This window comes from Salibacterium halotolerans (assembly GCF_900115625.1).
GTDB classification, from domain to species: Bacteria; Bacillota; Bacilli; order Bacillales; family Marinococcaceae; genus Salibacterium; species Salibacterium halotolerans.
Window position 1 is genome coordinate 38,753 of record NZ_FOXD01000006.1, and the last position, 18,564, is coordinate 57,316.

Annotated in this window: 21 protein-coding genes; 16 read left to right on the forward strand and 5 right to left on the reverse strand. The window is 48.1% G+C overall.

Going from position 1 to position 18,564, the window contains the following annotated elements:
- Positions 1 to 45: 45 nt before the first annotated feature.
- The 4 genes from BM124_RS06610 (at position 46) to BM124_RS06625 (ending at position 3,801) form a co-directional block, all read left to right on the forward strand.
- A complete protein-coding gene (locus tag BM124_RS06610) occupies positions 46 to 999 on the forward strand; it encodes an ABC transporter permease (protein ID WP_093336213.1) in 954 nt (317 codons plus the stop codon).
- Positions 989 to 1,939 carry an iron chelate uptake ABC transporter family permease subunit gene (locus BM124_RS06615; RefSeq protein ID WP_093336214.1) on the forward strand — a complete coding sequence of 317 codons (951 nt, stop codon included), beginning with the start codon at positions 989 to 991 and terminating at the stop codon, positions 1,937 to 1,939. The genes BM124_RS06610 and BM124_RS06615 overlap by 11 nt, the downstream gene beginning before the upstream one ends.
- A complete protein-coding gene (locus tag BM124_RS06620) occupies positions 1,933 to 2,688 on the forward strand; it encodes an iron ABC transporter ATP-binding protein (RefSeq protein WP_093336216.1) in 756 nt (251 codons plus the stop codon). The genes BM124_RS06615 and BM124_RS06620 overlap by 7 nt, the downstream gene beginning before the upstream one ends.
- Before the next feature lie 84 nt (positions 2,689 to 2,772).
- Positions 2,773 to 3,801, forward strand: a complete 1,029-nt coding sequence (locus BM124_RS06625) for a siderophore ABC transporter substrate-binding protein (RefSeq protein WP_244504270.1) — start codon at positions 2,773 to 2,775, stop codon at positions 3,799 to 3,801.
- A 527-nt stretch (positions 3,802 to 4,328) separates the two neighbouring features.
- Here BM124_RS06625 and BM124_RS19490 read toward each other — a convergent pair.
- Positions 4,329 to 4,460, reverse strand: a complete 132-nt coding sequence (locus tag BM124_RS19490) for a hypothetical protein (RefSeq protein WP_280139718.1) — start codon at positions 4,458 to 4,460, stop codon at positions 4,329 to 4,331.
- A 237-nt stretch (positions 4,461 to 4,697) separates the two neighbouring features.
- Positions 4,698 to 6,395: a dihydroxy-acid dehydratase gene (gene ilvD / locus BM124_RS06630; RefSeq protein WP_093336219.1), complete on the reverse strand. Its 1,698-nt coding sequence runs from the start codon at positions 6,393 to 6,395 to the stop codon at positions 4,698 to 4,700.
- Between the two features lie 247 nt (positions 6,396 to 6,642).
- On the opposite strand from ilvD, the gene BM124_RS06635 reads away from it, so the two are divergent.
- Together BM124_RS06635 and BM124_RS06640 are read left to right on the forward strand one after the other, a co-directional pair.
- Positions 6,643 to 6,933, forward strand: a complete 291-nt coding sequence (locus tag BM124_RS06635; protein WP_093336220.1) for a hypothetical protein — start codon at positions 6,643 to 6,645, stop codon at positions 6,931 to 6,933.
- 89 nt (positions 6,934 to 7,022) lie between these two features.
- Positions 7,023 to 7,244, forward strand: coding sequence for a hypothetical protein (locus BM124_RS06640; protein ID WP_093336221.1), 222 nt, complete (start codon positions 7,023 to 7,025; stop codon positions 7,242 to 7,244).
- Between the two features lie 21 nt (positions 7,245 to 7,265).
- Here BM124_RS06640 and thpD read toward each other — a convergent pair whose 3' ends face one another.
- From thpD to BM124_RS06655, 3 genes are all read right to left on the reverse strand, one after another.
- On the reverse strand, positions 7,266 to 8,210 hold the full coding sequence (gene thpD / locus BM124_RS06645; protein WP_093336222.1) for an ectoine hydroxylase: 945 nt from the start codon (positions 8,208 to 8,210) through the stop codon (positions 7,266 to 7,268).
- A 223-nt stretch (positions 8,211 to 8,433) separates the two neighbouring features.
- Positions 8,434 to 8,769 carry a spore coat protein gene (locus BM124_RS06650; RefSeq protein WP_093336223.1) on the reverse strand — a complete coding sequence of 112 codons (336 nt, stop codon included), beginning with the start codon at positions 8,767 to 8,769 and terminating at the stop codon, positions 8,434 to 8,436.
- A 13-nt stretch (positions 8,770 to 8,782) separates the two neighbouring features.
- Positions 8,783 to 9,055, reverse strand: a complete 273-nt coding sequence (locus BM124_RS06655; protein ID WP_093336224.1) for a hypothetical protein — start codon at positions 9,053 to 9,055, stop codon at positions 8,783 to 8,785.
- A 156-nt stretch (positions 9,056 to 9,211) separates the two neighbouring features.
- Between BM124_RS06655 and BM124_RS06660 the strand changes: the two genes are divergently transcribed.
- From BM124_RS06660 to sufC, 10 genes are all read left to right on the forward strand, one after another.
- Positions 9,212 to 9,571, forward strand: a complete 360-nt coding sequence (locus BM124_RS06660; protein WP_093336225.1) for an arsenate reductase family protein — start codon at positions 9,212 to 9,214, stop codon at positions 9,569 to 9,571.
- Positions 9,572 to 9,597: 26 nt separating this feature from the next.
- Positions 9,598 to 9,981, forward strand: a complete 384-nt coding sequence (gene gcvH / locus BM124_RS06665; RefSeq protein ID WP_093336227.1) for a glycine cleavage system protein GcvH — start codon at positions 9,598 to 9,600, stop codon at positions 9,979 to 9,981.
- 199 nt (positions 9,982 to 10,180) lie between these two features.
- On the forward strand, positions 10,181 to 11,929 hold the full coding sequence (locus BM124_RS06670) for an ABC transporter ATP-binding protein (RefSeq protein ID WP_093336228.1): 1,749 nt from the start codon (positions 10,181 to 10,183) through the stop codon (positions 11,927 to 11,929).
- 16 nt (positions 11,930 to 11,945) lie between these two features.
- Positions 11,946 to 13,772 (forward strand): ABC transporter ATP-binding protein, encoded by a 1,827-nt coding sequence (locus BM124_RS06675; protein ID WP_093336230.1) that lies wholly within the window; start codon positions 11,946 to 11,948, stop codon positions 13,770 to 13,772.
- A 219-nt stretch (positions 13,773 to 13,991) separates the two neighbouring features.
- Positions 13,992 to 15,014 carry a methionine ABC transporter ATP-binding protein gene (locus BM124_RS06680; RefSeq protein ID WP_093336231.1) on the forward strand — a complete coding sequence of 341 codons (1,023 nt, stop codon included), beginning with the start codon at positions 13,992 to 13,994 and terminating at the stop codon, positions 15,012 to 15,014.
- Complete coding sequence (locus BM124_RS06685; RefSeq protein WP_093336233.1) at positions 15,007 to 15,675, forward strand: methionine ABC transporter permease; 669 nt, start codon at positions 15,007 to 15,009, stop codon at positions 15,673 to 15,675. Before BM124_RS06680 ends, BM124_RS06685 begins: the two co-directional genes overlap by 8 nt.
- 16 nt (positions 15,676 to 15,691) lie before the next feature.
- Positions 15,692 to 16,585: a MetQ/NlpA family ABC transporter substrate-binding protein gene (locus BM124_RS06690; RefSeq protein WP_093336234.1), complete on the forward strand. Its 894-nt coding sequence runs from the start codon at positions 15,692 to 15,694 to the stop codon at positions 16,583 to 16,585.
- Positions 16,586 to 16,774: 189 nt separating this feature from the next.
- Positions 16,775 to 17,179: a carboxymuconolactone decarboxylase family protein gene (locus tag BM124_RS06695; protein WP_093336236.1), complete on the forward strand. Its 405-nt coding sequence runs from the start codon at positions 16,775 to 16,777 to the stop codon at positions 17,177 to 17,179.
- Between the two features lie 208 nt (positions 17,180 to 17,387).
- Entirely contained in the window at positions 17,388 to 17,528 is a 141-nt protein-coding gene (locus BM124_RS18825) for a YuzK family famiily protein (RefSeq protein WP_170841013.1), read from the forward strand.
- A 232-nt stretch (positions 17,529 to 17,760) separates the two neighbouring features.
- Positions 17,761 to 18,546, forward strand: a complete 786-nt coding sequence (sufC, locus tag BM124_RS06700; RefSeq protein WP_093336414.1) for a Fe-S cluster assembly ATPase SufC — start codon at positions 17,761 to 17,763, stop codon at positions 18,544 to 18,546.
- Positions 18,547 to 18,564: the final 18 nt, after the last annotated feature.

The following is an 18,564-nucleotide window of genomic DNA, read 5'->3' on the forward strand; positions in this document are numbered from 1 at the left end:
AGTTATAAATGATCACTTGAAAAGAAGAGAGAGTATGGGGCACCTATGAAAAAAAGATATTTGGCAGCAGCACTGTTTATACTGTCCTTTGCTTCGGTCTTTATCGGTGTCACACCGATATCACCGCTGGATCTGTTTGATTTAACAGAGGACCAGGCCCACACCCTCGCAGTCAGTCGTCTGCCGAGGCTGGCAAGCATATTAATCGCAGGGATGAGCATGAGTATCTGCGGTATGATTATGCAGCAGTTAAGCAGGAACAAATTTGTATCACCTACGACGGCAGGAACGATGGATTCCGCCAGACTCGGTATTCTTGTTTCCCTGATGATTTTCACCAATGCGTCACCACTTGAAAAAGCGGCCATTTCTTTTGCTTTTGCGCTGGCGGGGACTTTTGTATTTATGAAAATTCTCGAACGGATTAAATTCAGAGATACCGTATTTATACCGCTGGTCGGATTGATGTTTGGGAACATCGTTGGTTCTGTCACCACCTTTTTTGCGTACAAAAACAATATCATCCAAAGCATGTCGTCCTGGCTGCATGGGGATTTTTCGATGATTATCAGCGGCCAGTATGAATTGATTTATCTTAGTCTTCCCGCCCTTATTCTGGCGTACGCTTTTGCCAACAAATTTACGGTCGCGGGGATGGGGGAGGACTTTTCCACCAATCTCGGTCTCGACTACAAGAAAGTAGTCAACATTGGTTTAATCGTCGTTGCGGCTGTTACTTCCGTTGTCGTCCTGACCGCCGGTATGATTCCGTTTCTCGGTCTGGTGATTCCAAACATAGTAAGTATTTTCCAGGGGGACAATCTACGAAAAAACCTTCCACATACAGCGCTTCTCGGCGCCGTATTCGTATTGCTGTGCGACATACTCGGCCGGATCATCATTTTTCCTTACGAAATATCGATCGGTCTGACCGTAGGGGTGATCGGAAGCGGCATCTTTATTTATTTGTTGTTGAGGAGAAAAGCATATGAGTCATAAGGCCAAATTATTCGTGCTGGCCGTGCTTGCTGCAGTTTCCCTGGCATTGTTCATGTTCCAGGGGGTGGAAGGAAACTGGAGTTATGTGCTGGAAAGCCGTGGCAAAAAAGTGTTTGCCATCAGCTTGACAGGGGCAGCCATCGCATTTTCGACGATTATTTTTCAGACGCTTACGAACAACCGTATTTTAACACCGAGCATTATCGGCATGGATTCTCTTTACATGCTGACACAGACGGCCATTATCTTCTTCTATGGATCCGATACACTGACCATTGCGAACAAACAGCTGAACTTTTTCCTTTCGGTCGGGTTGATGATGGTGTTTGCAGTGCTTTTGTATAAATTCCTGTTCCGCGGGGAAGGACGCAATATCTACTTTCTTCTTTTAGTCGGACTGGTCTTCGGCACTTTTTTTGAAAGTATTTCCTCATTCATGCAGATGCTCATTGACCCGAATGAATTTCTGATTGTACAGGACCGGATGTTTGCCAGTTTTAACAACGTGCAGACCGAACTGCTGCTGATATCGTGCGTGGGGATGGTTCTGGTGTTTCTCTATTTTCTCCCGGCCGCGAAATATCTCGATGTTCTGGCACTTGGAAAAGAACATGCCATTAACCTCGGGGTGAATTATAAGAGTGTAGTAAAACGGCTCCTTCTGGTTGTCGTCGTGCTGATTTCGATTGCTACAGCTCTTGTCGGACCGATTACCTTTCTTGGACTGCTCGTTGCAAACGTTGCCTATGAGTTTATGAAAACGTACCGGCATAAACCGTTGATAACAGCGGCCATCCTCATCAGCATTATTGCGCTGGTGGCCGGGCAGATGATGGTGGAGCGGGTGTTCGCCTTTTCCACAACGTTAAGTGTCATAGTTAACTTTACCGGCGGTGTCTACTTTATATACCTTCTGCTAAAGGAGAATAGAAAATGGTAAACGTGAAGCACTTATTCAAAACATACGGAAACCAGACCGTGGTGAGCGACGTGTCTGTGGAGATTGAACCCGGTAAAATTACTACCTTTATCGGGCCGAACGGAGCCGGCAAAAGTACCTTGATGTCCATGGTGAGCCGGTTGATTGAACGGGACAGCGGGAACGTGCTGCTGGATCAAAGAGATGTTTCCGACACGCCGTCCAGAGAGCTTGCCAAGCAGATTGCGATCCTGAAACAGTCCAATGAAATGAATGTGCGCCTGACGGTGGAGGAACTTGTCACATTCGGCCGTTTTCCCTACTCGCAGGGACGGCTGACCTCTGAAGACCGGCGTTACGTGAAAGAAGCCATCACGTACATGGAACTGGAGGACATGAAAGACAAATTTCTGGATCAGCTGAGCGGCGGCCAGCGCCAGCGCGCCTTCATCGCGATGGTTATTGCTCAGGATACCGATTATATTCTGCTCGATGAGCCATTGAACAATCTGGATCTGAAGCACTCGGTCCAGATCATGAAAGTTCTCCGTCAATTGGTCGATGACCTCGGAAAAACCGTGGTTCTGGTCATACATGATATTAATTTTGCCTCCTGTTATTCCGACTATATCGTCGCGATGAAAGACGGTGAAGTGTTCAAAGAAGGAACCACCGATGAAATCATTGATCGCGGGGTACTGCGGGATATCTATGAGCTGGATATGACGGTTCATCATATCAACCAGCAGAAAATCTGTGTGTACTTTTAAGTACAAAAAGGGGGACATAGAAAACAGTCATCACAAAGTGAACCAGATTACAAGTTGTATTATAAAAAGGGAGGAATCAACATGTTGAACAAATGGAAATTGGTAATCGCAGGAGCACTGCTTGCTATGGGAATGACCGCTTGCGGTTCACAAAGCAGTGAAGAAGCTTCCGGTGGAGAAACATCCGGCGCGTCCGGAGGCAGTGCGGCCGAAGAGAGTGCATCATCGGAAGGCAACTCAAGTGAAGAAAACGCAGACGGTGGAAGTACGGAAACAGAAGAAGTAACTGTTTCCCATGAGCTGGGAGAAACGACCGTGCCGAAGAACCCGGAAGACGTTGTAGTGTTTGACTTCGGGAGCCTTGACACACTGGATACCCTCGGTGTTGATGTAGCGGGAGTCCCTAAAGCGAACGTACCGGATTATCTGAGTCAGTATGACAGCTCGGAGTATGAAAACGCCGGCGGTATTAAGGAACCCGATTTTGAAAAGATAGCGGCGATGGAACCCGGACTCATCATCATCTCCGGAAGACAGTCTGGAGCCTATGAAGAATTGAGCGAGATTGCGCCTACGATTTACATGCAGGTGGACACGGAGAATTACTGGGATTCTTTCGCCTCCAATGCCCAGACGCTGGGAGAGATTTTCGGTAAATCAGATCTGGTGGATGAAAAACTGGCTTCCATCCAGGAAAAGGTGGAGTCCCTTGAAGAAAAAGCTTCCTCCGCCGACGGTAAAGCACTTGTCACGCTTGCCAACAACGGAGAACTGAGTGCGTATGGTGCCGGTTCCCGGTTTGGTGTGATCCACGATGAATTCGGGTTTGCCCAGGCGGATAAAAACATTGAAGCTTCCACGCACGGGCAGAGTGTGTCGTTTGAATACGTGAAAGAAAAGAATCCGGAGTATTTGTTTGTCATTGACCGGACAGCCGTGGTAGGCGGTGACACGTCAGCCAAAGAAGTGATTGAGAACGAACTCACCGAACAGACGAAGGCCTATAAGAATGACAACATCGTCTATCTGAATCCGGAGTACTGGTACATTTCCGGTGGCGGCCTGCAATCCGTGCCCGCTATGGTTGAACAGGCATCAGCCGCTCTTGAATAGAACGTAACAGACAAAGAGACTGGACAAATTCAGTAAGTCAATAAAAAACGTCGAACGATTTCTTAGCGAATCGTTCGGCGTTTTTTTGTTCTGCATCCTGCCATCGCTGCGTTGGCATTTTTAATAAGAACCCCTTTTAACCTGGATGGCGGCTGCCTAACGGCAAAAACCTTATAATAAAAAAAGTCCGGCGTCTGCAGCAGGGCTGTGACTGATCCGGGATGGAACGGTTCCGTGGACACTAAACCGACCGGCAGCATACATAGTGTCGACGGAAGTAGTGTTGGTAGACACTGCAACTCCCCTGCCGGCAATTAGTGTCTATTAATTTCCTCCAATGGACACTAATTGCTTATTTCACCGGTGCAGTGTACACAGAATGATGCTCCGTGGACATTATCATTGAAAAATAAGAACGAAGTGTCCAAAGCCGGATAGATGAAAGCAGAAAAAGCTTTTTAACTCCATCCTATAAAAAGAGGTTGGGACAAACCTTATGTACAATAAAAAAATACCGAACGATTTTTTTAAATCGTTCGGTATTTTTCGTTCCTAAGATAAATCGCTGCGCCAAAATACTTCGCTTTCACTCCAGAGTACAAGGGCGGCATCGATTCGCTGGGGCTCATCGTGTCTTCTTTGCCGCGGGCACGGCTCAAATAGAGGATGATCGGCTAAAAACGGCACGTCCTGTGCCAACGCCGACCTGACCCGCATCCTGCGGGCCTTCGGAAGAAAATCGCTTCCTGCGGGGTCTTGAGACTCGTGCTGTTCTGAGCAGGAATCGAAGCATTTTGGCTCCGCTGCTATGCGGCTTCTAAACAGCTCCAGAAGACGTTCGTGTCTTTTTCTGCCTATTTATCTTTTGTCCCAGACTCTTTTTTACAGTTTCTTTTTTAGAATAAATTCTCGTCGGTGACGGCGCCTTTTGCGCTGGAGGAGACGAGTTTTGAGTATTTGGCCAGTGCGCCGGTTTTGTAGCGCGGTTCAAATGGCACACGGTGGCGGGCACGTTCTTCGAGCTCATCATCCGTCACATCAAAGTTGATCTCCTGGGTGTCACTGTCGATGGTGATTGTATCTCCGTTTTGCAGAAGGGAGATCGGCCCGCCGGCTGCTGCTTCCGGCGCAAGGTGGCCGATCACAAAGCCGTGGGAGCCGCCGGAGAAGCGGCCGTCGGTAATAAGAGCGACTCTTCCGCCAAGCCCGCGGCCGACAATCATGGACGTGATGGACAGCATTTCCGGCATACCCGGTCCGCCTTTCGGGCCGACATTGCGGATAACAAGCACGTCCCCTTCCACAATTTCACCGGCTTCGATGGCTTTTGTTGTTTCGGCTTCACTGTCGTACACTTTGGCCGGCCCTTCGAAACGGCTGATTTTCTGACCGGACATTTTCGCCACGGCGCCCTCGGGAGCAAGGTTTCCTTTCAGCACGACGAGAGGACCCTGCTGTTTGATCGGGTCATGCAGCGGTTTGATGACGTCCTGGCCTTCTTTCAGGTCCGGTGCGTCTTCAAGGTTTTCCGCGAGCGTTTTGCCGGTAACGGTGAGGCAGTCTCCGTGAAGCAGGCCTTCCTCAAGCAGCATTTTCAGCACGGCCGGCACACCGCCTGCTTCATACAGATCCTGCATGACATACTGTCCGCTTGGTTTGAGGTCCGCGATATGCGGCACGTTTTTGCGGATGCGTTCGAAATCGTCGTATGTCAGGTCGACATCAGCGGAGCGGGCGATCGCGATAAGATGCAGAAACGCGTTGGTGGAACCGCCGAGTGCCATCACAACGGTGATTGCATTTTCAAATGCTTCTTTTGTCATGATATCGCGTGGATAAATTTCTTTTTTGAGAAGGTCGGTGATCATGGCGCCGGCCTGGCGGCATTCTTCCTTCTTGTAATCATAAATGGCAGGTGTGGAAGAGGATCCGGGAATACTCATTCCGAGAGCTTCCACCGCCGCTGCCATCGTGTTGGCGGTGTACATGCCGCCGCAGGCTCCGGCGCCGGGACAGGCGTTGCATTCCACCCGGTGAAGCTGCTTTTCATCAATCGTTCCCTGCTGATACTGACCGACGGCTTCAAAGGAAGAGACAAGATCGATGTCTTTGCCGTCGAGTTTGCCGGGCTGAATGGTGCCCCCGTATACATAAACGGAAGGAAGGTTCATCCGGCCGATGGAAATCAGACAGCCTGGTGTGGTTTTATCGCAGGCACCAATGGCTACAAATCCGTCCAGACGTTCCGCGCCGGTGACGGCTTCGATGGAATCGGCGATAATGTCACGGCTCGGCAGGGAATAATTCATGCCATCGTGTCCCATCGAGATACCGTCGGAAACAGAAATCGTATTAAAGATCATTGGGGCGGCGCCGCTGTCGGATGCTCCTGTTTTTGCCGAACGCGCCAGCTCATCAATATGTATATTACATGGCGTCACTTCCGTCCATGTGCTGGCTACGCCGACCATCGGCTTCTGAAAATCTTCATCTTCAAAACCTACAGCACGGAGCATAGCGCGGTTTGGAGCCCGGTTGGGATCGTCACTGATTACTTTACTGCGGATGCGCAGATCTTTGTTTTCTTCCGTCATTCATGTACCCTCCCAAGTGATGTTCTATCCTATATAGGTAGAAAAGGTTTGTGTCGTTTGTGAAAGAAACCTTATTCTCATGATACTAGGGCTCGGACTGACTATCAATTGTATCTTTTGACAATGTCAAAAAATTTCTCCTATTTGCCTTTCTGCTGCAGAAATGACGTGTGATGGCACAAAGATTGTATGTTACTGTAGGATATAATAGTGAAAAAACGATAGAGATGAAGGCGGCTGATGGCACATGATGTACGGCAGAAATTTAAACATCATTATCACCGTTCTGGCGGTGATTGGACTTTTCGCGCTGCTCGGAGATAATTTGGGGATGATAGCATCCATTCTGACCGCGGTGCTGCTTTTTTATACCGGGGCCGGGCTTCTGCGGAGACCTGGGTCCAGTGCTTTTGTTTTGTCCGGGCTTATTTTATTTATCATAGGTGCCCTTGTAATTGCAGGTATCGTTTCGTTCTGGGCAGGAATGGTGGTACTCACTGCCGCCGTGATTTGGAAACAGCAGAAAAATAAACGGTGAAAGCCGTACCGGATACAATTTTGGCGCATAGCACAGCGTCCCCTGCATAGGATGAATAAAAGTCATCATCGCTGCAGGGAGGACTTCTATTGCATGTCCCTGTTATCCGGGCCTTTATTATGCTGGCGGTTTGTGCTGTTTTGTTTTTTACAGCTCCTGTATTGTATGAAGAAAGAGCTGGATACTCACTGCAGGTGATTAGTTTCACCGGTATGGTGTTTTTCCTGTCGTATGGAATGCTTTTAAGCCGGGAATCCAATCCGTCTGAGCAGAAAACAGAAAAAAAGGATCAGCTGCACCGAAGCAGCTGATCCTTTTTTTCTTTGCCGTTATTAATTACGTTTGATGCGGTGGGATACGTTCTGTATCCGGTCTTTGATCGGCTTGATTGGTTCGGTATTTTCCCGGTTCGCGAGAAATTCCGGACGCGGCGGCTGCCCCGAAAATGGATCCTGCAGCTTGTTTTCCACCGAATTGAATACGAAAAACACATTGCTGCGCGGATACGGCGAAATGTTGCCGGCGGATCCATGCATCGTGTTGCAGTCAAAGAACAGGACGGAGCCGGCCGGCCCTGTAGCGCGGTTGATACGGCCGTCTGCATGGTCGACCAGACGTGTCATACTGTCATTATCCGGGACACCGGCTTCCTGTTTCTTTAACGAACTCTTATAGTTCTGCTCCGGTGTGGAACCGGGGCACGATACAAACCATTTCTGCGATCCCGGAACGAGCATGAGAGGGCCGTTGAATTCATAGTTGTCGGTAAGTACAATCGAGCAGCTGACCGCGCGCATATCCGGCATACCGTCTTCCTGGTGCCACGTCTCAAAGTCCGAATGCCAGTAGAACTCCTTACCTTTAAAGCCTGGCTTAAAATTTATCCGGGACTGTGTAATATAGACATGGCTTCCCAGAAGCTGCTGTGCGACCTTCACGATGCGTTCATTTTTGGCAAGTGCCTGGAAGAAACCGCTGTCTTTATGGATTTCAAAAACAGAACGTATGTCGTTGCTTCCAGGTTCCTTAATCACATCGTCGCCATCGCGGTTCTGATTGTACTCCATCGTCCGCTGCAGTTCGCTCTTCATGATGGACACTTCGTCATCGTTGAACAATTTCTCAAACAGTAAATAGCCGTTCTCCCCAAAAGCATTCATCTCTTTTTCACTGAGAGGACCATCTGAGAATGCAGGATCACGGTGAACTACAGGATCTTTCCGTTCCATCACCTGAGCCCGCTGCCCGTTTCTGGAAGGATACTTATCGACTGCCATTACACCATCACTCCTTTTCCTATTTTTCTGTTTATGAAATGGCGGTCCATGAGACCCATACCCATGTATACGATGAAATAAACACAATAGTAAAATATTTTAATATATCATGATGAAAGATAAGCTGTAAAACAGAAAGCATGAGGGATAGAGAATTTTTAATTTTTTTATGTTTCAATTAAAAAAACGCCGCCCTTTAAAATCAGGCGGCGCGTCTTTTGATTCAGTTGAGGTTTCCCTGTGCCGGGAGCTGATTGGTGTATCCGTTAAACTGCTGATAGGATTGGCTGAGCGCGTTCGTTTGTGCTGCGTCGAAGCTGTACCACCCTTTTTTGAACATCATGTTAAAAAGGGAGCGCTGCAAGTTCTGGGTTTCGCTTGAAATCATCGCTATATCGTCGTAAAGATCTTCGTGACTGGCTTCGTTCATGGCGTATCCGTAGGAAGAAGTCATGTATTTTTCTGTCGAAAGCATATCATTTAAAAAATCACGGTCATTCATTTCCGGTGTCTTGGGAATCTGGGTCTGCGGATTTTGTATTTTTTGAGAAGATGCCATTGTAATCCTCCTTTTAATTGGACGGTCCCGGCTGTGACCCGGGCTGCAGATGGGTGAGAAGCTGCTCGTAGTGCCTTTCGTGCATCTGGGCTGTTTTTTCGAGCTCCTTTTTGATTTCCATGTCCATGCACTGTTTGGCGAAAAAGGCCGCTTTTTTGGCAGCGGTCAAATTCCAGCTGAGCATATCGCTCAAATACAAATGGTCTTTCACCGTGACGGTCTGCGGAGGCTGCGGCATGACATTCTCCGGGGTCATTCCGGGCTGCTGCTGTTGCTGTGGACTCATGTTATTCACCCTTTCGTGTTTATCGTTTCGTGGATAGTCTCTGCATGAAAACGAAAAGTTATGTAAAAAATGAAGCAGACATGTCTTCTATTAGAGATGCAGCGGAATTTACGATATACTATACAAAGAATCCCCACACAGAAAGGAGCGTAAAGAATGGCACTGACCTATTATGGATACCCGCCCTGCGGCACCTGCCGGAAAGCCCGGAACTGGCTTGACGAGAACAATGTGCCCTACGAGGAGCACCACATTGTAAATGATCCGCCAAGCCGGGAAGAGCTGAAGAAACTCTATGAAAAAAGCGGCCTCCCGCTGAAGAAATTTTTTAATACGAGTGGAAAAAAGTATCGTGAGCTCGGTATAAAAGATAAAATGAAGACAGCAGACGAGGACGAGCTGCTTGATCTGCTGGCTTCCGACGGCATGCTTTTGAAACGGCCGATTCTGACAGATGGCAGCAGCGTGACGGTCGGGTTTAACGAAAAGGAATTTGAGGAAGTGTGGAAGCAGTAGGTATTGAAACGAAGGAGGTTTAACGTATGAGTGTCCCAAAAGAATTGAAGTATTCCCAGGAGCATGAATGGGTGAAAGTCGAAGACGGAAAAGTCCGTGTCGGCATTACGGATTTTGCGCAGTCCGAGCTGGGTGACATCGTGTTTGCCGAACTCCCGGAAGTAGGGGATGAGGTGAAAACCGATGAGCCGTTCGGAAGCGTGGAGTCGGTGAAAACCGTATCCGAACTGTACGCACCGGTCACCGGGAAAGTCGTGGAAATCAACGATGAACTCGAAGACTCTCCGGAATTTGTAAACGAATCCCCGTACGAAAAAGCATGGATGATTGTCGTAGAACCCGCCGACATGAGCGAAACCGAAAAGCTCATGACAGCAGAGCAGTACGAAGAAATGATCGGAGACGAGTAATACATAAGCCCTGCTCTTTAAGAGAGCGGGGCTTTTTGCTTTAACTTTTAAATTTTTTTAAATAAAACGATACACCAGTTTTAGATCGCAGCAGCTTCACGGGTCTTTTTTTCTCTCTTTTTTCATGATTGTCCTGCTTCTCGCTCTAAAGGAATAAAATCGATATAGTTATACTATCGTTTTCCAAAGGAGGAAAGATGTGAATACATTCAAACGACTGAAACATTTTTACCTGCCGGACCGGAAACTTTTCCTGTTATCGATTTTATTTCTTATCGTGATGACGAGTTTGACCATGGCCTATCCTATCGTCCTTCAATATGCCATCGACGAAGTGGTGATAGGTTCCAATATGTCCCTTCTTCCGTATCTTGCTGTCGGCTTTGTTCTTTTAACCGTTTTGAAAGCGGTTGCTACATACCTGCATCAATACTGCGGCGACATGTTTGGTATCCGTTCGGTCTACAGACTGCGTCAATCGCTGTATGAAAAGCTGCAGTACCTGCCATTCAGGTTTTATGATAATGCCAGGACCGGGGATTTGATGTCGAGACTAACCGCTGATGTGGAAGCATTCCGTTTTTTCCTTTCTTTTGGATTTGCCCAGGTGATGAATCTTTTTCTGATCGTTGTACTCAGTTTCTCCGTTATGATGGTCTACAGTTTCCAGCTCGCCCTGGTCACTTTGATTTCCATGCCGTTTCTCGCGGTCGTCATCTACCGGTTTGACCGGAAAGTGCATCCGGGATTCAAGAGAATACGGGAATCATTTGCTGATATGACGACGAAAGTACAGGAAAATGTGAGTGGAATGAGTACCGTGAAGTCGTTGTCGCAGGAAGGAATGGAAAGCATTCGTTTCAATCGCAGGAATGATGATTACAGGGAAAAGTCGTTATATAATGCCGGCCTTTGGGCAGTGTTTTTCCCAGTCATGGAACTAATAGGGAATATTTGTGTTGTATTGCTGCTTGGTTTCGGAGGATACCTGGTTATGAGCGGACAGCTTCAGATCGGACAGCTCGCCGCTTCCTTCAGCCTGATCTGGTATATCGTCGGTCCTTTGATGAACCTGGGTTTTGTCATCAACACGTTTTCTCAATCGAAGGCAGCTGGTGAACGTCTTCTTGACGTGTTGGATGAAGAAGAAATGGAGGTTCAGCGTGGAAAACTTTTTCTGGATCGTTTAGGAGGGGACGTCGAGTTCGATCATGTTTTTCATCAATACCAGGGGGAGCAGTCGTACGCTCTTCAAAATATTTCCTTTCATGCGCTTCCCGGCAGCACGATTGGATTGATCGGTGCCGCCGGTTCCGGGAAAACGACGATTACTCAGTTAACAGCCGGTTTTTATCAAGCGGCAGAAGGAGACATATTTCTCGATGGGCAGCCGATTAACCATTACAGCCTGGCTGACCTGCGCAAAAACATAGGATTTGTCCTGCAGGAATCGTTTCTGTTTTCGTCATCGATCAAGGATAATATAGCGTACGGCAGACCGGATGCCTCCATGGAGGACATCGTGGACGCTGCAAAACGAGCACAGGCGCACTCGTTTATTACCGCGCTGGAACATGGGTACGATACGGTTCTTGGAGAACGTGGAATGGGGCTGTCGGGAGGGCAGAAACAGCGGCTTGCTATTGCCAGAGCGATTGTGTTGAACCCTGCTGTACTGGTTTTGGATGATGCGACAAGTGCGGTGGATATGGAAACGGAGCAGCGGATCCAGGCCGCTTTTCGGGAAGTGATGAAAGGGAGAACGACCTTTATCATCGCACACCGCATTTCCTCCTTAAAGCATGCGGATCAGATCCTGGTTCTTGAAAAAGGGAGTATTGCAGAACACGGTACGCATGCGGAACTGATTGAAAATGGATCCATTTACCGCAGAATCCATGATATACAATTCCAGGATCAGAATCAGGTGATGCAGTATCAGGGGTAAGAACAGGGGGATGAAGATGAAAAGAAATGATGCAGCCGGGCACGACAGAGCGTCAAAGGGAAGATTTCATTACCCTCAGGATCGTGTCGTCGACAAAATGTTTAACTGGTCCCAGCTGAAACGGCTTCTCACCTATATGAAGCCTTACGCCAAAACGCTGCTGCCTCTCGCTGCGGCGGCGATGTTTATTGGGACAATAATCCGGCTGGCAGCTCCGGTTCTTATCGGTTACGCGATAGATGAAGCGATAACTCCCGGAAACGGGGACCTGCTTATCTGGATTGCAGCTGTGCTCGCTGCAATGTACGCTCTGCAATGGGTATCGAATGTGTTCCGCATCCGCTGGATTAACCGGATGGGACAGCATATCATTTTTGATCTGCGCCGGGATTTGTTTAACCATATCCAGACACTTTCCCACCGCTTTTTTGACCAGCGCTCGGCAGGTTCGATTCTCGTCCGGGTTACAAACGACGTGCACTCCCTTCAGGAGCTGTTCACAAACGGTGTCATTAACTTAATGATGGATGTCATCATGCTCGTCGGTATTGTAAGTATTCTGTTTGTCATAAGTCCGGAATTGACAACGGCTGTCATGATTGTACTTCCCATCATGTTTTATATCTCCACCAACCTGCGGCGCCGAATCCGGCGCTCCTGGCAGCTGGTCCGGCTCAGGCAGTCCACGATGAACGCTCATTTGAATGAAAGCATTCAGGGGATGCGGGTGACGCAGGCGTATCATCAGGAACAGGAAAACATGCGTTATTTTGATGATCTGAACATGGATACGTATGACGCGTGGGAACAGGCCACCCGCAAAAGTGCGAAATTCCGCCCTGTTGTTGAGCTTTCCAACGCTGTCGGCACAGCAGTTTTGATCTGGTACGGTATTCATCTGATAGGAAGCGGTGCTCTTACGATTGGTAACTTTGTGACGTTCGCGACGTTTCTGGGGATGTTCTGGGAGCCTATTTCCCGTCTTGGGCAGATATACAATCAATTGCTTATGGCGATGGCCTCCTCTGAACGCATATTTGAATACCTGGATGAGTCCCCGTCTGTCCCGGAAAAAAAGAATGCTGTATCCATTGGCGAAATGAAAGGAGACGTGCGCTTTGAACAGGTTTCTTTTCAGTATGACACGTCGAAATATGCACTGAAGGATCTGGATCTGCATATTCAACCGGGAGAAACATTCGCTCTTGTGGGTCATACCGGCTCCGGAAAAACGACGATCGTGAATCTTATCAGCCGGTTTTATGATCCCACCGGCGGTAACGTGCTGATTGACGGCAGAAACCTGCGTGAGGTCACACTTGAAAGTCTCCGCTCCCGGGTGAGTGTTGTTCTCCAGGACACTTTTATTTTTTCCGGGACGATTATGGATAATATCCGGTTTGGAAATCCAGATGCAGACGATGAAGAAGTGAAGGAAGCTGCTTTCCAAGTTGGCGCTGATTCATTCATCCGTGGACTGAGAGACGGTTATGATACAGAAGTGGAAGAGCGCGGAAATGTTCTTTCCGTCGGAGAAAGACAGTTGATTTCCTTTGCAAGGGCATTGCTTGCGGACCCCCGCATCCTGATTTTGGATGAGGCGACAGCATCCATTGATACAGAAACCGAACAGGTTATTCAAGAGGCTCTGCGTAAACTGTTAAAGGGAAGGACGGCAGTGATGATAGCACACCGTCTTTCCACCATCAGGGAAGCAGACCGGATTATGGTGCTTAAAGAAGGGGAAGTTCTGGAAGAAGGAAGCCATCAGGAATTGATCCGGAAACAGGGCGAATACAACCGGCTCGTAAAGGCGCAGTTTCAACCTTCTCATGCCGGTTGACATGCGGTGTTCCTGTCCCGGCTTTTTCATAAAGCGGAGGACAGGAACATAGATGTAAAATTATATTGACAGTAAGCCTGTTCCGTGCTACTATTTTTTTGTTTCAAGGATTACATATGCTTGTTCTTTCCGGTTCTGCATGAGCTGACCCGGATTTTTATAGAATAACATAATAAGTTTTCTGATAAGTTTAATCAGGATTAACGAAGAGGGATACGTATGATCACGATGCATCAATTGTCTAAAATATTCCGTACTCCCGATCAGGATATAGCTGCTGTAGATTCGCTTAACCTTTCTATCAATGAGGGGGAGATATTCGGCATTATCGGGTACAGCGGCGCCGGTAAAAGCACGCTGATCAGACTGTTGAACATGCTGGAAAGACCGACGGCGGGTCAGGTGACAGTCGGCGATAAAAACATGTCTGAACTGAGCGGCCGCGAGCTGCGGAAAGCGCGTCAGGAAATCAGCATGATTTTTCAGCACTTTAACCTTCTCTGGTCACGGACAGTGAAAGACAATATTGCTTTTCCGCTCGAAATCGCGGGAATGTCGAAACAGGAGAAAAACAGCAGAGTGAACGAGCTGATTGATCTGGTTGGACTGAGCGGTCGAGGGGACGCTTATCCGTCCCAGCTCAGCGGCGGTCAGAAACAGCGCGTTGGTATCGCAAGGGCGCTTGCCAACAACCCGAAAGTGCTCCTGTGTGACGAAGCTACGTCAGCACTTGATCCAAAGACGACTGATGCGATTCTTGATCTGCTCACCGACATCAATAAAAAACTGGGGCTTACTATCGTGCTCATTACACACGAAATGCACGTTATCCGGAAAATCTGTCACCGCGTCGCTGTGATGGAGGAAGGGAAAATCGTTGAACAGGGAAATGTTCTGGATGTCTTCCGTCACCCCGAAGAAGACATGACAAAAGAGTTTGTGAAGCAGATTACGGAACCGGAAGAAACGATGGACGCTGTGTATGAGCTGATCGATGACGACAGCGGTCCTGTAGTGAAACTGAGGTTCGTCGGAGAAGAGGCGGAGCAGCCTGTTATGACGGAATTGATACGCCGCTGCGGGGTGGGAGTCAATATTCTGCAGGGAAAATTGTCCAAAACCCGGCACGGAAGCTACGGCACATTGTTCGTGCAGCTTCAGGGAGACGATGAACATCTGAATGAAGCGCTGCGTTTTCTTGACGAACACCGGGTGAAAGCAGAGGTGCTCGGCCATGATTAATCAACTGTTTCCGAATGTGGAATGGGGAGCGCTTTGGACTGCTTCCCTTGAAACCATCTATATGAGTCTGGCAGCCATTATCATGACGTTTATACTCGGCATCATCCTCGGTTTGCTGCTTTATCTTACGGACAAAGGGAACTTTTGGGAAAACAAAGCGGTTCATGCTTTGACCGCTGCTGTGGTGAATATTTTCCGCTCGATTCCTTTTATTATTCTGCTTATTCTTTTGATTCCTTTTACGAACGCGCTGCTCGGTACATTTCTCGGACCAAGTGCGGCGCTCCCCGCGCTGGTTGCCGGAGCGGCACCATTCTATGCAAGGCTTGTCGAGATTGGATTCCGGGAGGTCGATAAAGGGGTAATTGAGGCAGCCCAGTCCATGGGGGCCGGGCAGGGAAGGATTATTATGAGAGTGCTGCTTCCCGAATCCATGCCGGCGCTCGTTTCCGGTATTACAGTGACAGGCATTACGCTGGTCAGCTTTACAGCGATGGCCGGAGCTATCGGCGCCGGAGGCCTGGGGGATCTCGCCTACCGGGAAGGGTTTCAGCGGACGCAGCCCGACGTGACCTTTGCCTCTACGATTGCGGTACTAATAATCGTATTTATTTTCCAGATGATTGGAGACTGGATTACAAAAACATTAGATAAACGATAAAATGGAGGGAATTATCATGAAAAAATTTGCTAAACTTATCGCTGTTCCATCCCTGGTGCTGCTCCTTGGGGCCTGCGGCACAGGCGGCAGTGGGTCAGAAGAAGAAGGATCCGGAGCATCCGGCGGCTCGTCGGAAGGAAACAACGAAAGCAGCGCTTCACAAGAGGAAGAAACGACAACCCTTACGGTCGGAGCAACCAATGTTCCGCACGCGGAAATTCTGGAATTCGCGAAAGACCAGCTGAATGAGGAAGGTATTGAGCTGCAGATCGAAACATTTAATGATTATGTCCTTCCGAATAAAGCATTGGCAAAGGGAGAACTTGATGCCAACTATTTTCAGCATATCCCTTATTTCGAGGGGCAGCTTGAAAATAATGACAACTATGATTTTGTGAATGCAGGCGGTGTTCATATTGAACCGATTGGTGTGTATTCGCAGGAGTATGACAGTCTGGATGAACTGCCGGATGGCGCTGAAATTATCATGAGCAGTTCTGTGGCCGACCACGGACGCATTCTGCAGATGCTGGACGAAAAAGGGTTAATTACTATGCCTGAAGATGCCGGCGTGGATGCGCGTATTGAAGATATTAAAAAGAATCCGAACAACTTTACATTCCGGGCCGACATCGAGGCGGCAGTACTACCGCAGGCTTATCAGAACGGGGAAGGCGACGCTGTGCTGATTAATTCCAACTTCGCGATTGATGCAGGGTTGAATCCGTCTGAAGATGCCATCGCGCTTGAAAGCGCCGAAAACAATCCTTATGTCAATATTGTCGCTGTACGCAGTGAAGATGAAGGAAATGAAGCGATTCAAACCCTCGTTGACGTGCTGCAGTCTGAGGAAACCGCCCAGTTTATCGAAGAAGAATACAATGGAGCCGTCATACCGGCAAAACAATAGGATGTTGTAACGGCTTGTAAAAGAGGAAAAAACGTTTCCGTGTTGTCATTTGACGACCGGAAGCGTTTTTTGTTTTGGAGGGTAAGCTGCGTCCGCGGCCGGCTTTCTGCCGGTTTTCTTATTACATAACGGTATAAAAAAATCCGGATGTCCGCATACTACAGGAAAAGATCAAAGGGAGGCCGTGTCATGCCGCAGCAGCAACAAGGACAGCAGGGACAGGATCAGCAGTCGTCATCCTTTATTCAGCAGGCGCTGCAGGAGTACAAAGAGGGAGTCGGTATTTTTCAGGAGAAAATCCCCCATATTGCCAGACGGTATAATGCGTTTACGGAAGCCTGTTTTAAAACAGGGGAACTGGAGGCAAAAGAAAAACAGCGGATGGCACTTGCGCTCAGTGTTTATGCGCAGGATGAATACTGCATCATTTATCATACGAAAGGATGTCTCGATGAAGGGAGCACCGAAAAAGAGATCATGGAAATCCTTGGCGTGACCGCTGCATTCGGTGGGGGAGCAGCAATGAGTCAGGCTGTTACCCTCGTTCAGGAAGCGGTGCAGGAGCTGCAGACAGACAAACAAATGAAACAGTAACTCGATAAGAAAAGACGAGGAACGCCCAGTATGCCTTCGTCTGTTCGAAAAAATCAGCACAGATTTCTGCTGATCTTTAATTGTTAGAAAATTTAACAAAAAGAACGCTTTGTTGTAAGGAAATATGCGTGGTATCGTTGATATGTGTTAAATACAACGAAAGGATGGATTTATTATCCACGCAATCAGCAGCAATCCGACAACGGAAATGGAAAAAGCGATGCATCAGTTTCATGGGTTCGGCTATGCCGAATACAACCACAGTCTAGACCGCCGTCTGGAAGTGGAAGTCAATCGTGAAAAGAATCACCAAAAGGGCCGGCAGATGGCAGCAGAGTTCGGTAAATAGGGAAAACCGGCTTTTATTTTGAACAATTAATCGATTTTGTTACAATGAATATAATAAGTCATCATAAGGGGGCTGAGCCTGAAGAGGCGGCTCCTTTTTCTATTTGAAGGCGGCTGTGCCCGAGTTTCTTGAACTCTAATTGAATTTGTTTTAAAATGATAATGAGAATAAATTGAGAATTATGGAGGAACGGGAATGTTCCTTTAATATTGATATGATGGAGGTATTTCTCATGGCAGGATCAACCCTTAAGATTCAAAATCTACATGTGGAAATCGATGGGTCCGAAATTATCAACGGACTCGATCTGGAAATCAACGGCGGTGAAATTCACGCCATTATGGGTCCGAACGGTACCGGTAAATCAACACTCGCATCTGCAATCATGGGACACCCAAGATATGATATCACCGAGGGCAGTGTCCATCTCGACGGCAAGGATGTTCTGGAAATGGAAGTGGACGAGCGCGCTCATGCCGGGATGTTTCTTGCAATGCAGTATCCAAGTGAAATCAGCGGTGTAACAAACTCCGACTTTATGCGTTCGGCCATTAACTCCAGCCGCGAAGAAGGCGATGAAATTTCGTTGATGAAATTTATCAAAAAGATGGACGGCAAAATGGACGAACTGGAAATTGACCAATCGTTTTCCCAGCGTTACCTGAACGAAGGTTTTTCCGGCGGCGAGAAAAAGCGGAACGAAATTCTGCAGCTTCTTATGCTTGAACCGAGAATCGCTATCCTTGATGAAATCGACTCCGGCCTCGACATTGACGCGCTGAAAGTCGTTTCCAAAGGAATCAACAGCATGAAATCTCCAGACTTCGGCTGTCTTATCATCACCCACTATCAGCGTCTTCTGAACTACATCACGCCTGACAAAGTCCATGTCATGATGCAGGGACGTGTCGTGAAATCAGGCGGCGCGGAGCTGGCGCAGCGTCTTGAAGAAGAAGGGTATGACTGGATTAAGGAAGAACTCGGAATCGAAGACGAAAAAGTAGGCGAGCAGGCGTAATCGCGAGGGAGGTAATAG